Genomic DNA, 14,742 nt, shown 5'->3' with positions numbered 1-14,742 from the left:
GGGAACGGCGCGAGCAACCACGACTCACCCGCACCCGCCCCACAACCGCCCCGAAACGGCGACAAGGCGCCCCCCTCACACCGGAACCCCGGCCTCCAAGTACAGCGCAGCGCCCCGCTCCCGAGCCCGCAAAGCCCACCGCAACCGCTCGAACCGCACCGGCGGCAACAGATCCGCCGCCTCCTCCTCGGTCACGAAACGCCAGCCACGCAACTCGGGCCCGGGCAGCACGGGCCGCTGCGCACCGCCGACATCGAGCCGTCCCCCGTCGAAAAGCAGCCGCAACCCCCCGTACCCGGGTGGCCTGGGCGCCTCCCAGTCGACGACCAGCAGCCGGGGCACCGAGTCGAGCCTTATCCCGGTCTCTTCGAGAACTTCCCGCACACCCGCCCGCGCCGGCGCCTCCCCCGCCTCCACGACCCCGCCGGGGAACTCCCAGCCGGCCTTGTAGGTCGGATCGACCAGCAGCACCCGGTCGTCCTCGTCGAACAGGAGAACCCCCGCCGCGACCGTCTCGGCGGTCGGCTCGGGGGTCTGCACGATGTCGCACACGGGTACGTCGTCGGTGGCCACGGCGTCGGCGATGCGCCGCGCGGTCTCGTACGGGGTGAGGGCGCCGGTGTCGACGAGATGGGCATCGGCGGTGAGCCAGCCGCTGAGCGCGGCGCGGTACGGCGCGATGTGGTCGTACGCCCATTGACGCATCCGCATCTCGCCGTCGGGGAGATCGGGCGGTATCTCCCGCCCGGCTATTCGCTCTCGCAGTATCGTTTCGGCCGGGGCCAGGAGCAGATGCCGGACGGTGATGCGGCGGGCGGCGAGGCCGCCGAAGATCTCGTCGCGGTACTCCTGGCGGAGCAGGGTCATGGGGACCACGAGGGTGCCGCCCAGCTCGGCGAGCAGGGCGGCGGCGGTGTCGACCACGAGCCGTCGCCAGCTCGGCAGGTCCTGGAAGTCGCCGACCTCGGCGAGGCGTTTGGCAGGCAGCATGTGGGTCAGTGCGCCGCCGATGACCTCGGGGTCGAAGAGCGTGCTGTTCGGGATCAGGTCGATCAGTTCCCGTGCGGTGGTGGTCTTCCCCGCACCGAACGCACCGTTGATCCAGACGATCACGGTTCCCCCTCTTCTGTTGACCCCCTGAGGCTTGCCCTCCACTCCGCCACGGAAACCAGCCGCTGCCGAGGAGCCGAAATACGCGGACGGCGGGCCCCCACCGAGTGGGGACCCGCCGCCTGCGATGCGAGGGGAAGCGGACGAAGGACCCGCTGCCCGCTCCGCTCCCGTCAGCCTTCCTTGCCGCCCTTGCCCTCCTGGTCCGCCTGGCCCCCCAGGGCGTCCTCGTCGACCGCCAGGCTGTCGCTGGAGACCGTCTTGCCGACCTTGCCGAGCGTGCCCTCGACGTCCAGTTTGCTCAGCCCGTCCGTCTTCCCGAGCGCGTCCGAGGCGTCGAGACCGTGCGACGGCGTGATGGCCGCGACGACGAAACCGGTGGCGAGGGAGGCGATGGCGAGCATGCTGCGCTTCTTCATGCCCCGCTCAACTGCCGAAGCCCCCAAGGGGTCACGGCCGGGTTCCAACGTTTCGCCCCACCACCGCACCCACCCGGAAGCTGTGCGGGAAGCCCCTCACCCCACCCCGGCCACCCGCGTGCTCGGTCGGCGGGCCAGCGCCGCCGCCGCGGCGCCGACCAGGCCCGCGTCCGTGCCCATGACGGCGGGCGCGATGGTCAGGTGCTGGACGAAGGACAGGGTCGCGTAGTCCTTGAGAGCGGTGCGGAGGGGCGCGAAGAGGACGTCGCCGGCGCCCGCGACACCGCCACCGATGACGGCGATGTCGATCTCGACGAGCGTGGCCGTGGCGGCGATACCCGCGGCGAGGGCCCGCGCGGCGCGCTCGAAGGAGGCCACGGCGACCGGGTCGCCGGCCTGCGCGGCGGCGGCGACCGCCGCGGCCGAGGTGTCCCCGTCGGGGCCGGGCCGCCAGCCGTTCTCCAGGGCACGCCGGGCGATGTTGGGCCCGCTGGCGATGCGTTCGACGCAGCCACGGGCACCGCACGGGCAGGCGTCGCCGTCGAGGTCGACGCTGATGTGACCGATGTGGCCGGCGTTCCCGGTGGGACCCGCGTACAGCTTGCCGCCGAGGACGAGCCCACCGCCGACGCCTGTCGACACGACCATGCACAGCGCGTTGTCGTGGCCGCGCGCCGCGCCCTGCCAGTGTTCGGCCGCCGTGATGGCCACACCGTCGCCGATCAGCTCGACGGGCAGCCCGCCGGTGGCCGCCCGGACCCGCTCGACGAGCGGGAAGCCGCGCCAGCCGGGGACGTTCACGGGGCTCACCGTGCCGGCCGAGGCGTCCACCGGGCCCGCGCTGCCGATCCCGACGGCCGTGGCCCCGCTCCACAGGGGGGCGGAGGTCAGCTCGCCGAGCACCTCCTCGACGGCCCGCATGACGGTGTCGCCGTCCTCCCGCGCGGGCGTCGGGCGCTGCGCGCGCACCAGGATGTGGCCGTGGCCGTCCACCAGCGCCCCGGCGATCTTGGTGCCGCCGATGTCGAGCGCGGCCACGAGGTCGGTCTGCATCAGTGTCAGTTCTCCCGCTGCGAGTCTCCTACCGGACGCCCGAGTCCAGCGGCGCCCGGATCTCCGGCCGGAAAAACTGGCAGCACGACGCTCGCCTGGTGGGGGGCGCCGGCCAGAGAATGCGATAGACAGTCTCCCCCGGCTGTGACAACGTTGTCCAGGCTCTATGCTCGACGCCACATCCTCAACAGCCGCACAACTCCGCCACGGCACTACCGATCGCACCCCGTGGACGACAGGACAGGACAGCGCACAGTGCCCGAGACCGCCAACGGCATCGCCCGCCGCTCCGAGAACCGCTACGGCAACCGTCCCACGATGAAGGACGTCGCGGCCCGGGCCGGGGTGGGTCTCAAGACGGTCTCCCGGGTGGTGAACGGCGAGTCGGGCGTCACCCCGGACACCGAGCGCCGTGTCCAGGAGGCGATCGAGGCACTCGGTTTCCGGCGCAACGACAGCGCGCGGGTGCTGCGCAAGGGCCGTACGGCCACCATCGGCCTGGTCCTGGAGGACCTCGCCGACCCGTTCTACGGCCCCCTCAGCCGTGCGGTGGAGGAGGTGTCCCGCGCGCACGGCTCGCTGCTGATCAACGGGTCCAGCGCGGAGGACCCGGACCGCGAGCAGGAGTTGGCGCTCGCGCTGTGCGCCCGCCGCGTCGACGGCCTGGTCATCATCCCGGCCGGTGACGACCACCGCTATCTGGAGCCCGAGATCAGGGCGGGCGTCGCCACGGTGTTCGTGGACCGCCCGGCCGGGCGGATCGACGCGGACGTGGTGCTGTCGGACAGCTTCGGCGGCGCCCGCGACGGCGTCGCCCATCTCATCGCCCACGGCCACCGCCGTATCGGCTTCATCGGCGACATGCCCCGTATCCACACCGCCGCCGAGCGGCTGCGCGGCTACCGGGCGGCCATGGAGGACGCGGGCATCCAGGTCGAGGACGCGTGGATGTCGCTGGGCGTCACCGATCCCGAGCGGGTCCGCAGGGCGGCCGAGGAGATGCTGTCCGGCCCGGCACCGGTCACGGCGGTCTTCGCGGGCAACAACCGGGTTACGGTCACGGTCGTACGGGTTCTCGCCGAGCACACCCGCCCGGTCGCCCTCGTCGGCTTCGACGACTTCGAGCTGGCCGATCTGCTCCGGCCCGGCATCACGGTCGTCGCCCAGGACCCCGCCCGGCTGGGCCGCACCGCCGCCGAGCGTCTCTTCCAGCAGTTGGACGGCTCCCTCCTCACCCCGGAGCGCATCGAGCTGCCGACCCGGCTGATCGCCCGCGGCTCGGGCGAACTCCCGCCCGCGGACTGACCCTTGGAAGCCCCCGACCCCCGTACGCTCGAAGCGCTCGGCCTCGCCGTGGCCCCGCGCGAGGACCCGCTGAGCTATCCGGGCGCCTGGCCCGCCGAGTCCGCGCTCCTTGACGGCAACCGGCTGCTGCCGCTGGACACGCTCGTCTTCGAGGACCGTGTCCCCGTCCTCTCCGTCGGCTCCAACGCCTGTCCCGCGCAGCTCGTGCACAAGATGGCGGAGCGCGGTGTCGGGTGCCGGATCCCCATGGTCAGGGCCAGGGTCACGAACATCGGGATCGGCGTCTCCGCCCATGTCAGTCTGCTCGGCTACATGTCCGCGTCGCCCTTCCACTCCCCCGGCTCCACGAGCGAGCTGTTCCTCACCTGGCTCGACGAGGCCCAGCTCGCCGTGGTCGACGCGAGCGAGGGCGTCGACTCACCGACCGGCAACTTCCAGCGGGCGGCCCTGCCCGCGGCCGACTTCCGTGTCGAGCTGGAGTCGGGCGAAGTCCTCGACCGTGCCTGGATCTACGTCAACCGGTGGGGCGTCCTGCACGACGGCGGCCCCGGCCCCCGCTCCCACCCGGGCCGGCAGCGCCCGCTGATCTCCGAACTCCTCGCCGCCTCCGCCGAGTTGCGCGCCCTGTTCGGCACCACCCCCGACGAGTTCTGCGCCCGGGCACGCGGCGACCGGGCGCTGTGTCTGCGGGGCAGGGAGCTGTTCGCCGAGCAGAGGTGGACGACGGTGTCGGGTCTGGAGCAGTACGTACGGCCTCATCCGGCGGCAAGGCCGTAGACCCGGCCTCAGCAGACCGGGAGGCCGGGCACCGGGGCGTCGTTGTCGCCGCCCTGGATGTAGACGTCGCTGACGTAGACGTTCGTGTTGCCGCTGTCGTCGTCGGTCTTGGCCCACCAGACGTTGGTCCACTCGCCGGAGGTCTCGCGGCGGCCCAGGTTCTCCTGGCAGTAGAAGTAGTTGGTGCCCTGCTTGAGGATGCCGACCTCGGTGCCGGAGGCGGTGTAGGACTTGGCGGTGGTCCAGACGGTGCAGTTGTACTTGCCGCCGCCTATGGAGTGGCAGACCGGTGTCTCCTCGGTCGCCCCTCCGGTCGTGCCCCCGCTCGTGGAGCCGCCCGAGGTGTCCGAGCCCCCCGAGCCGCCGCCGGTGGTGGTGCCGTCGCTCGTGTCCTTCGACGGGGAGGGGGACGCGTCGGTGTCCTTCTCCTCGTCCTCCTCGGTCTTCTCGCTCGGGCTCGGGGACTTCTTGTCGTCCTTGGCCGGCTTCTTGGCCTCGGAGTCGTCGGTGAGGTCGACCGTGCCCCGGCTGCGGCCCGGGGAGGGCGTGCCGCTGCTTGTTCCGGTGGCCGAGGGCCGGGCGCCCGTATTCCCGTCGTCGCCACTGGTGAGCAGGGCGACCGTGCCGCCCGTGGCGGCGAGTACGACGGTGACGGCCACGGCGGCGAGCAGGGCGCGGCCCTTGCGGGGACGGCTGCCGCCGGTCGAGGAGACGGTGGTGGCGGCGCCCGAAGCGGGGGCCGGCGGCTGCGGAGCGCCCGCACCGGGACCGCCGACCGCAGGGGAGGCCCCCGTGCCGGGGCCGGGGAGCGGCTGCGGCGGCCCGAAGCCGGGCGTCGGGCCCGTCGCGCCGAACCCGGCACCCGTGCCCGTGCCGCCGTGTCCCGCGCCCGCGGTCGCCGGTCCGAAGCCGGGCGGCACCGACGGCACGCTCCGTTGGGTCTCCGCCCTCGGCTGCGGGGCCGGGCCGCCGCTCAGCCCCGCCGTCGGGGAGGCGAGCGCTTCCCCGGAGGCCACGGCCTCCAGCAGTTCGCGGGCCCGGTCGGCGTCCGGACGGTTCTCCGGGCGCTTGTCCATCAGCTGCCGCAGGACGGGCGCGAGCGGTCCCGCCCGCCGCGGCTCGGGCAGCTCGTCGCTCACGATCGCGGTGAGCGTCGACCAGGTGGACGTACGCCGGAACGGGGAAGTGCCCTCGACGGACGCGTACAGGGTGGCGCCGAGTGCCCAGACGTCGGAGGCGGGGCCGGGGTCGTTGCCCTGGGCGCGTTCGGGGGCCAGATAGTCGAGGGAGCCGACGAGTTCGCCGCTGCGGGTGAGGTGGGTGGCGGAGCCGTCGCCCGGGTCCTCCATGGTGGCGATGCCGAAGTCGGTGAGCACGACGCGGCCCGAGCGGTCCAGGAGGATGTTGCCGGGCTTGACGTCGCGGTGCAGGACGCCGACCCGGTGGGCGGCGGCGAGGGCGTCCATCACCTTGGCGCCGATGGCGGCGGCCTCGCGCGGGTCGAGGAGACCCCGGTCGCGCAGGACGTCGTCGAGGGACGGCCCGTCGACCAGCTCCATGACGATCAGCGGGCGTCCGTCGACCTCGGCCACGTCGTGCACGGCGACGACCCCGGGGTGCCGGACGCGGGCGGCGGCCCGTGCCTCGCGCTGCATCCGCAGCCCCAGATCGGCGAGTTCGGGCGCGCCCGCGTCCGTGTAGGTGCGCAGTTCCTTGAGGGCGACCTCGCGGTGGAGCACCTCGTCCACGGCCCGCCAGACGACACCCATGCCGCCACGTCCGAGCTGCTCCACGACCCGGTACCGCCCGGCGAGAACCCGCCCGGCACCGTCCGTCTGTTCGTTCGCCCCCGAAGACACCCGCGCCTCGCTCCTATGACACACCGATGAATCGCGTACAGCCTAAGCGGTGGGCGGGGGCGCTCCGGACCGGTGGCAACGGCTGTCACAGGACCGCTACTTGTAGGCCGTCCGGCCCACGCGACTACCGGCCGGGGTCGGTCGTCAGATCGGCCCGTCGGGGTGCCGCGAAGCCCTCCAGATCGGTGCGGGTCAGCCCGGTCGCCCAGGACACCTCGTCGATGTCGAGGGCGCCGCAGTCGAGGCCCCGCAGCAGATAGCCGCTGAGGGCCTTGGCCGTCGCGGGCTCGTCCATCACGTCGCCGCCCGCGCGGTTGGCGTAGCGGGAGAGGCGGGCGGCGGCCTGGGCGTAGCCCTCGCGGTAGAAGGCGAAGACGGCCGCGTAGCGGGTGGGGATGTGGCCGGGGTGCATGTCCCAGCCCTGGTAGTAGGCGCGGGCGAGGGCACGGCGGGTGAGGCCGTAGTGCAGGCGCCAGGCGTCGTGGACCTGCTCGGTCGGGCCGACGGGGAGGACGTTGGTGGAGCCGTCGGAGACACGTACGCCGGTCCCGGCCGCGGCGACCTGCATGATCGCCTTGGCGTGGTCGGCGGCCGGGTGGTCGCTGGCCTGGTGGGCGGCGGAGACGCCGAGGCAGGCGCTGTAGTCGAAGGTGCCGTAGTGCAGACCGGTGGCGCGGCCCTCGGCGGCGCCGATCATGCGGGCGACGGTGGCGGTGCCGTCGGAGGCGAGGACGGCCTGGCTGGTCTCGATCTGGATCTCGAAGCCGATCCGGCCGGGCGTGAGGCCGCGCGCCTTCTCGAAAGCCTCCAGGAGCCGGACCATGGCGGTGACCTGCTCGGCGTAGGTCACCTTGGGCAGGGTCAGGACCAGCCCGTCGGGCAGACCGCCGGCCTCCAGCAGGCCGGTGAGGAAGATGTCGAGGGTGCGGATGCCCCGGTCGCGTACCGGCGCCTCCATGCACTTCATCCGGATGCCCATGTACGGGGCGGCCGTGCCCTTGGCGTACGCCTCGGCGATCAGGCGGGCCGCGCGGGCGGCGGCCTCGTCCTCCTCGGCGTCCGGACGCGGGCCGTAGCCGTCCTCGAAGTCGACGCGCAGGTCTTCGATCGGCTCGCGCTCCAGCTTGGCGCGGACGCGGTCGTACACGGGCCCGGCGAGGTCGTCGTCGAGGCCGAGGACGGCGCCGAAGGAGGCGGCGTCGGGGGCGTGCTCGTCGAGGGCGGCGAGGGCCCGGTCGCCCCAGGCGCGGATCGTGTCGGCGGCGAAGACGTCACCGGGGACGTAGACGGTGTGCACGGGCTGGCGGGTGCCCGGGTCGCCCGGGTAGCGGCGCTCCAGCTCCGCGTCGACGGGGGCGAGGGAGGCGCTGATCTCCTCGCTGACGGTGCCCGCGAGACTCGTCGCCACGTTCTCCTGCCGGCCCTGCCCCATTCCACACCCTCCATTTTCCGCACTGCGGAATCACGAATCCGTATAATGAAGCTAACCTTCGCTCTCCGCCCCGGTCAACACTGTCCGGAAGTGGGATTCCCCATGCTTTCCCGCTGGTCACTGCCGAACCGGCCGCTTGTTCCGTATTCACTGGGCAAGGTTCATCCTGACTGCCCAGGGGAGGAGATCGCGTGCCGAAAGAGGTCGGAGTGACGCGTCGCCAAGGACTTCGGTCCGCGGCGGCCGCCGCCATCGCCGTGCCGCTGCTGACCACAGCGGGTTCGTCACAGCCGGCGTCCGCCGGTGAGTACGCGGGCGCCCTGAACGTGATGACGTTCAATGTGCGCTTCGCGACCGTCGTCGACAAGACACCGCGCTGGGCCGTGCGCCGCCCGGTGATGAGGGAGCTGCTGCGCCGCGAGCGACCGCATGTCATCGGCACCCAGGAGGGGCTGTACCAGCAGCTGCGCATGATCGAGAGGGATCTCGGCGGGCACTACGACTGGATCGGCACCGGCCGAGGGGGTGGCAGCAAGGACGAGTTCATGGCGATCTTCTACGACACCCGCAGACTCGACCCGATCGAGTTCGATCACTTCTGGTTGTCCGACACCCCGTACACGATCGCCTCCAACACCTGGGACGCGGACTGGCTGCGCATGGTGACCTGGGTGAAGTTCGCCGATCTCGCCGACGGGGGGCGGGAGTTCTACGTCCTCAACACGCATCTGGACAGCGTCAGCCAGTACGCCCGGGAGCGCTCCGCCGGCCTGATCGGCGAAACCATCGCGGGCTGGGACCGGTCGGCGCCGGTCGTCGTCACGGGCGACTTCAACGCCGCCGCCCACGACAACCGGGTGTACGACCTGATGCTGGACAACGGGCTCGTGGACGCCTGGGACGCGGCGGCCTCGCGCACCCAGGCCTATGGGACGTACCACGGCTACCGGGGGCTCAAGCCCGGCGGCCGGCGCATCGACTGGATCCTGACCTCGCCAGGGGTGACCACCCACTGGGCGGCGATGAACACCTTCTCGGTGGACGGCACCTACCCGAGCGACCATCTGCCGGTGCAGGCCTCGCTGACCCTGGGATGAGCCGAGGCCCCCGTGACCGTTCGTGCGGTCGCGGGGGCCTCGGACGACTCGGGAGGAGTCCGGAGGATCAGCCCTTGCGGGTGTTGATCTCCTCGGTGAGCTGCGGGACGACGTCGAAGAGGTCGCCGACGACGCCGTAGTCGACGAGGTCGAAGATCGGGGCCTCGGCGTCCTTGTTGACGGCCACGATGGTCTTCGAGGTCTGCATACCGGCGCGGTGCTGGATGGCGCCGGAGATGCCGTTGGCGATGTAGAGCTGCGGCGAGACGGACTTGCCGGTCTGGCCGACCTGGTTGGTGTGCGGGTACCAGCCGGCGTCCACGGCGGCACGCGAGGCGCCGACGGCCGCGCCGAGGGAGTCGGCGAGGGCCTCGATGATCGCGAAGTTCTCGGTGCCGTTGACGCCACGGCCGCCGGAGACGACGATCGCGGCCTCGGTCAGCTCCGGGCGGCCGGTCGACTCGCGCGGGGTGCGGCCGGTGACCTTGGTGCCGGTGGCCAGCGCGCCGAACGTCACGGCGAGCGCCTCGACCGCGCCGGCGGCCGGAGCGGCCTCGACGGCGGCGGAGTTGGGCTTGACCGTGATGACCGGGGTGCCCTTGGAGACACGGGACTTGGTGGTGAAGGAGGCGGCGAACACCGACTGGGTCGCGACCGGGCCCTCGTCACCGGCCTCCAGGTCGATGGCGTCGGTGATGATGCCGGAGCCGATGCGCACCGCGAGGCGGGCGGCGATCTCCTTGCCCTCGGCGGAGGACGGGACGAGGACGGCGGCCGGGGAGACGGCCTCGACGGCGGCCTGCAGCGCGTCGACCTTGGGGACGACGAGGTAGTCGGCGTACTCGGCGGCCTCGTGGGTGAGGACCTTGACCGCGCCGTGCTCGGCGAGGGCGGCGGCGGTGTCGGCGGCGCCGTTGCCCAGCGCGACGGCGACGGGCTCGCCGATGCGACGGGCCAGGGTCAGCAGCTCCAGGGTGGGCTTGCGGACGGCACCGTCCACGTGGTCGACGTAGACGAGAACTTCAGCCATGGGAATGCTCTCCTGCGGATTGCGAAGGCTTAAGGGGCGGTAAGGGAGTGGGGCCTAGATGAACTTCTGGCCCGCGAGGAACTCGGCGAGCTGCTTGCCGCCCTCGCCCTCGTCCTTGACGATCGTGCCGGCGGTGCGCGCCGGGCGCTCGGCCGCGGAGTCGACAGCCGTCCAGGCGCCCTCCAGACCGACCTCTTCCGCCTCGATGTCGAGGTCGGACAGGTCCCAGGACTGAACCGGCTTCTTCTTCGCCGCCATGATGCCCTTGAAGGACGGGTAACGCGCCTCGCCCGACTGGTCGGTGACCGACACGACCGCCGGGAGGGAGGCCTCCAGCTGCTCGCTCGCGGCGTCGCCGTCACGGCGGCCCTTGACCACGCCGTCCTCGACGGAGACCTCGGAGAGCAGGGTGACCTGCGGGACACCCAGACGCTCGGCGACCAGCGCCGGGACGATGCCGCCGGTGCCGTCGGTGGACGCCATGCCGGAGATCACCAGGTCGTAACCGGCCTTCTCGATCGCCTTGGCCAGCACCAGGGAGGTGCCGATGGCGTCGGTGCCGTGCAGATCGTCGTCCTCGACGTGGATCGCCTTGTCGGCGCCCATCGACAGCGCCTTGCGCAGCGCGTCCTTGGCGTCCTCCGGACCGACGGTCAGCACGGTGATCTCGGCGTCGTCGGCCTCGTCGGCGATCTGCAGCGCCTGCTCCACCGCGTACTCGTCCAGCTCGGAGAGCAGACCGTCCACGTCGTCGCGGTCGACGGTCAGGTCATCGGCGAAGTGCCGGTCGCCAGTGGCGTCGGGCACGTACTTCACAGTGACAACGATCCTCAAGCTCACGCCGGCTCTCCTACTGCATCGTCATTTCTGGGCTGCCTTCTTCCAGGCAGCATAGGCGCCTGAAGCGGCCGATCCCGATCGGGGCGACCTGCGCTCCGGTCGATATATTACTCGCCAGTACGACGCCTACGTTCCCGCAGTTCGTGCCCGCTGAGCAAGCGCTTTGAACTGTGAGTTAGGCAACCCTGCGTAGTCGTACGGGAATCAGTCTCGCAGACCGTTGAAGCGGCCCTGGTGGTACAGCAGCGGCCGCCCGGCGCCCGACGGATCGCCCACCACCACCTCGGCGAGGACGATCCGGTGCTCCCCCGCCGGAACACGCGCCACCACCCGGCAGACCAGCCAGGCGAGCACGTCGTCGAGGACGGGAACTCCCTCCGGGCCGCTACGCCATCCGGTGGGTGCCCCGAACCGGTCGGCGCCGCTCCGGGCGAAGGTGGCGGCGAGCTCCCGCTGGTGCTCCCCGAGTATGTGCACGCCGATGTACTCGGCCTCGGAGATCACCGGCCAGCTGGAGGCGCCGGTGCCGACGCCGAACGAGAGCAGCGGAGGCTCGGCGGAGACCGAGCTGAGCGAGGTGGCGGTGAAGCCGACCGGGCCGCCTGCGTTCTGGGCGGTGATCACCGCCACACCGGCGGCATGGCGCCGGAAGACGGAGCGCAGGAGGTCGGGGGAGGCGAGCTGGGGCGAACCGAGGCCGGAGGTGGCCGTCATGGAGTTGTCCTTCTGCCGGAGTCGACGGGCTGGTCCGTTGGGGCTCAGGGTCCGGGACAGCACGAACTGGCCGTGCGGACCAAGAGCGCCGTCGACATGGCGTCTCGCTCGAAGAGAAGGAGTTCTCGGGGCATACGGTCAGGCTGACGATAGGTGAGGCGTACAGTCAAGTGCGTACCGGTGTGCGGCTTCACACGGCCTCACCGAGCGCCGCGATCACATCCGCCTTGCGCGGCTGTCCGGTTGCCCTGCGGACGATCCGGCCGTCCGCGTCGAGCACGAGCACGGTCGGCGTCTTGAGGATGTCCAGCCGGCGTACGAGGTCGAGGTGTTCCTCGGCGTCGATCTCCACATGGGCGACACCGGGGACCATTCCGGCCACCTCGGCGAGCAGCCTGCGGGTCGCCCGGCAGGGGGCGCAGAAGGCGCTGGAGAACTGGACGAGCGTGGCCCGTTCGCCGAGCCTCTCCCCCAACTCCGCCGCGCCGAGCCGTTTGTCGCCGTCCCGCCCGCGCACCCTGACTCTCCCGCTCCGCCGCTGATGCAGCACTCCGTAGACGCTCGCCATGGCGAGCACCAGTCCACACACCACAAGTCCCGTCACAGCGTGCTTCAGCGTTCATGAGACTGCAAAGATTCCCGGCTCCCCGAGGAGATTGGCCTGCGGAATGCTTGACGCATGGACATCGATGTGAGGGGCCCGCGCTTCGGGGCCGCCGTGACGACCGCGGTGCTGGCGGTCGCGCTGATCACCGGCAGCGGCCGACTGCTGGGCTGGCAGACGTTCGCGTTCGCGCTGGGCGCGGCCGGCGGGGTGGGGTATTCGCCGTACGGCTGGGTCTTCCGCAGGTTCGTACAGCCCCGTATCGGGCCGCCGACGGAGTTCGAGGCGCCGGAGCCGCCGCGGTTCGCGCAGGCGGTCGGGCTGGTCTTCGCGGCTGCGGGCCTGGTCGGCTTCACGGCTGGGCCCGAGTGGCTGGGGCTGGCGGCGACGGGCGCGGCACTCGCCGCCGCCTTCCTGAACGCGGTGTTCGGGTACTGCCTGGGGTGCGAGATGTATCTGCTCGTCCGGCGGGTGGCCGTGCGCGCGAAGTGACAGCCGGATGAACTCCCGACGGTCGCTCGTGTGTCCGACGTGACGAGAATCTCGCCCTACGCCCGCGCCAAGACTGGCTACTCGTCCGTTCTTGGGGCACGATCTGCGGGATGCCGTAAACCTACGGCTGCGTAACTTCCCGCCGGGAGCCCCCTTCCCAGGCAGAGAGAAGGGTCCACTCCGCCCATGGCAGAGCTTGTCTACCGTCCCGCAGTCGGTCTCGCCCGCACCCTGTTCAAGGCCTGGGACCTGAAGATCGACTGCAAGGGGTCGGAGAACATCCCGCGCTCGGGCGGCGCCGTACTGGTGAGCAATCACATCGGCTATCTGGACTTCATCTTCGACGGTCTGGCGGCGCTGCCGCAGAAGCGTCTGGTGCGCTTCATGGCCAAGGAGTCGGTGTTCCGGCACAAGATCTCCGGGCCGCTGATGCGCAACATGCGGCACATCCCGGTGGACCGCAAGCAGGGTGAGGCGGCCTACGCGCACGCGCTGGACTCGCTGCGCTCCGGCGAGATCATCGGTGTCTTCCCCGAGGCCACGATCTCGCAGTCGTTCACGCTGAAGAGCTTCAAGTCGGGTGCCGCCCGGCTGGCCCAGGAGGCGGGCGTCCCGCTGATCCCGATGGCCGTGTGGGGCACGCAGCGGCTGTGGACCAAGGGCCACCCGCGCAACTTCAAGCGCAGCCACATCCCGATCACCATCCGGGTCGGCGAGGCGATAGAGGCCTCCAAGGACAAGTACGCGGGCGCCATCACCCGCCAGCTCCGCGAACGCGTCCAGGAGTTGCTGGAGGCCGCCCAGCGCGCCTACCCGGTCCGCCCGCAGGGCCCGGACGACACCTGGTGGATGCCCGCCCACCTCGGCGGCACGGCCCCGACCCCGGAACAGGTCCGCGAGGCCGAGGCCCGCTGACCTCCCTCGCCCGGCGCGGGCTTCACGGGTTCCAGTAGGTCGACAGGGACCCGATGAAGCCCGCCCCGACGGTGAGCACGACCAGGTGCACCACGGCGGTGAGCCACAGTCGGCAGAGCAGGGCCAGCCCGACGCCTCCGGCCGCCAACCGCTGGAGGAAGGCCACGGAGTCCTGCTGGTACGTCTCGCCCTCCGGGGCCATCATCCCCGGGTAGGGCAGCCAGTCCTCGGTGAAGACACCCTCCGTGCCGAGCATCAGGACCGAGCCGATGACGACGAGGTCCATGGCCCCCAGCACCACCGCCACGCCGATGTCCGCGCGCCGATGCCGCTCCGACCTCACCAGGAACCGCTGGACCCGCCCCGCTGCACGCATCCGCCGAGTCGATCACTTCGGCTCGGCGGCGGCCTATGGCGGAGGCCACACCTCCGGGCACAGGAGTGTCACGGAGCCCGGCACCCACACGGACCTCAGAGTTCCGCGGGGAGCGTTCGCCAGAGGTGCGGCCGGTCGGGGGCGGCCTTGAGGGCGTCAAGCACCGCCGGATGCGGTGCGGCGTACAGGACCGGGTAGTCCCGCTCGCCGGCGTCGGGATCGGGCACCCACGCCAACTCCTCCCCCTCCAGCGAGAACCGGGCGTTCACACCCGGCTTGTCGCCGCGCGGATCCTGGCGGTGCCAGGCGCCGTTGAAGCGGACGGCGACCAGGCCGTGGACGACGTGGCCGTCACCGTCGTCGTGCGCGAGCCGTTGGTAGCAGAGCGCGGTGGGGATGTCCTCGGCACGCAGCAGAGCGGTCAGCGCATGGGCCTTGGCGTAGCAGACACCGGTGCCTTGTTCGAGGACGTCGGACGCGCGCCAGGTCACGCGCGGATCACCCGCGTCCTGGGAGTGCGTGACGGCGTCCCGGATGTACTCGAACGCGACGCGCGCATAGTCATACGAGTCCACCGCTTCCTTGGCCAGTCGCGCGGCCGTCTGCCGCACGCGTGGATGGTGATGGTCTATGGCCTCGTCGGCGATCAAATAGGCGGACAGGTCGGGGTTCTGCTGGATCAGCTCCATGCCCGCAGAGCATAGGAAAACGATCACCCG

Annotated in this window: 16 protein-coding genes; 5 read left to right on the top strand and 11 right to left on the bottom strand. The window is 71.6% G+C overall.

Features of this window, described 5'->3' with window-relative positions:
• Positions 1-75: 75 nt before the first annotated feature.
• The 3 genes from ABT147_RS07265 to ABT147_RS07255 all read right to left on the bottom strand — a co-directional run bounded on the left by ABT147_RS07265 (position 76) and on the right by ABT147_RS07255 (position 2,582).
• Positions 76-1,113: an NUDIX hydrolase gene (locus ABT147_RS07265; RefSeq protein WP_351403199.1), complete on the bottom strand. Its 1,038-nt coding sequence runs from the start codon at positions 1,111-1,113 to the stop codon at positions 76-78.
• A gap of 170 nt (positions 1,114-1,283) precedes the next feature.
• On the bottom strand, positions 1,284-1,529 hold the full coding sequence (locus ABT147_RS07260; RefSeq protein WP_152166946.1) for a hypothetical protein: 246 nt from the start codon (positions 1,527-1,529) through the stop codon (positions 1,284-1,286).
• A 96-nt stretch (positions 1,530-1,625) separates the two neighbouring features.
• On the bottom strand, positions 1,626-2,582 hold the full coding sequence (locus ABT147_RS07255) for an ROK family protein (protein ID WP_351403198.1): 957 nt from the start codon (positions 2,580-2,582) through the stop codon (positions 1,626-1,628).
• 255 nt (positions 2,583-2,837) lie between these two features.
• Here ABT147_RS07255 and ABT147_RS07250 point away from each other — a divergent pair, with 255 nt between their 5' ends.
• Positions 2,838-3,887 carry a LacI family DNA-binding transcriptional regulator gene (locus tag ABT147_RS07250; protein WP_351403197.1) on the top strand — a complete coding sequence of 350 codons (1,050 nt, stop codon included), beginning with the start codon at positions 2,838-2,840 and terminating at the stop codon, positions 3,885-3,887.
• A gap of 3 nt (positions 3,888-3,890) precedes the next feature.
• Positions 3,891-4,664, top strand: a complete 774-nt coding sequence (locus tag ABT147_RS07245; RefSeq protein ID WP_351403195.1) for a hypothetical protein — start codon at positions 3,891-3,893, stop codon at positions 4,662-4,664.
• Between the two features lie 8 nt (positions 4,665-4,672).
• Here ABT147_RS07245 and ABT147_RS07240 read toward each other — a convergent pair whose 3' ends face one another.
• Both ABT147_RS07240 and ABT147_RS07235 read right to left on the bottom strand, forming a co-directional pair.
• Positions 4,673-6,523, bottom strand: coding sequence for a serine/threonine-protein kinase (locus ABT147_RS07240; protein ID WP_351403194.1), 1,851 nt, complete (start codon positions 6,521-6,523; stop codon positions 4,673-4,675).
• 124 nt (positions 6,524-6,647) lie between these two features.
• The gene (locus ABT147_RS07235) at positions 6,648-7,955 is read right to left on the bottom strand and encodes a DUF6986 family protein (protein ID WP_351403193.1); all 1,308 of its coding nucleotides are present in this window, start codon (positions 7,953-7,955) and stop codon (positions 6,648-6,650) included.
• 191 nt (positions 7,956-8,146) lie between these two features.
• On the opposite strand from ABT147_RS07235, the gene ABT147_RS07230 reads away from it, so the two are divergent.
• Positions 8,147-9,052, top strand: coding sequence for an endonuclease/exonuclease/phosphatase family protein (locus ABT147_RS07230; RefSeq protein WP_351403192.1), 906 nt, complete (start codon positions 8,147-8,149; stop codon positions 9,050-9,052).
• 67 nt (positions 9,053-9,119) lie between these two features.
• Here ABT147_RS07230 and ABT147_RS07225 read toward each other — a convergent pair whose 3' ends face one another.
• From ABT147_RS07225 to ABT147_RS07210, 4 genes are all read right to left on the bottom strand, one after another.
• On the bottom strand, positions 9,120-10,082 hold the full coding sequence (locus ABT147_RS07225) for an electron transfer flavoprotein subunit alpha/FixB family protein (protein WP_351403191.1): 963 nt from the start codon (positions 10,080-10,082) through the stop codon (positions 9,120-9,122).
• A gap of 54 nt (positions 10,083-10,136) precedes the next feature.
• Complete coding sequence (locus tag ABT147_RS07220; RefSeq protein ID WP_351403190.1) at positions 10,137-10,922, bottom strand: electron transfer flavoprotein subunit beta/FixA family protein; 786 nt, start codon at positions 10,920-10,922, stop codon at positions 10,137-10,139.
• A gap of 204 nt (positions 10,923-11,126) precedes the next feature.
• A complete protein-coding gene (locus tag ABT147_RS07215) occupies positions 11,127-11,636 on the bottom strand; it encodes a flavin reductase family protein (protein WP_351403189.1) in 510 nt (169 codons plus the stop codon).
• 190 nt (positions 11,637-11,826) lie between these two features.
• Positions 11,827-12,240, bottom strand: coding sequence for a TlpA family protein disulfide reductase (locus ABT147_RS07210; protein ID WP_351403187.1), 414 nt, complete (start codon positions 12,238-12,240; stop codon positions 11,827-11,829).
• A gap of 75 nt (positions 12,241-12,315) precedes the next feature.
• Between ABT147_RS07210 and ABT147_RS07205 the strand changes: the two genes are divergently transcribed.
• On the top strand, positions 12,316-12,732 hold the full coding sequence (locus tag ABT147_RS07205; protein ID WP_351403186.1) for a DUF4395 domain-containing protein: 417 nt from the start codon (positions 12,316-12,318) through the stop codon (positions 12,730-12,732).
• A 186-nt stretch (positions 12,733-12,918) separates the two neighbouring features.
• Positions 12,919-13,647 (top strand): lysophospholipid acyltransferase family protein, encoded by a 729-nt coding sequence (locus ABT147_RS07200; RefSeq protein ID WP_351403185.1) that lies wholly within the window; start codon positions 12,919-12,921, stop codon positions 13,645-13,647.
• A gap of 22 nt (positions 13,648-13,669) precedes the next feature.
• Here the strand turns inward: ABT147_RS07200 and ABT147_RS07195 are convergent, their stop codons facing one another.
• On the bottom strand, positions 13,670-14,023 hold the full coding sequence (locus tag ABT147_RS07195) for a hypothetical protein (protein ID WP_351403184.1): 354 nt from the start codon (positions 14,021-14,023) through the stop codon (positions 13,670-13,672).
• Between the two features lie 95 nt (positions 14,024-14,118).
• Positions 14,119-14,712, bottom strand: coding sequence for a transglutaminase-like domain-containing protein (locus ABT147_RS07190; protein ID WP_351403183.1), 594 nt, complete (start codon positions 14,710-14,712; stop codon positions 14,119-14,121).
• Positions 14,713-14,742 lie beyond the last annotated feature (30 nt).

The organism is Streptomyces sp. NPDC001868 (genome assembly GCF_040297125.1).
Taxonomy (GTDB): domain Bacteria; phylum Actinomycetota; class Actinomycetes; order Streptomycetales; family Streptomycetaceae; genus Streptomyces.
This window is presented reverse-complemented; position numbering and strand designations above follow the sequence as displayed.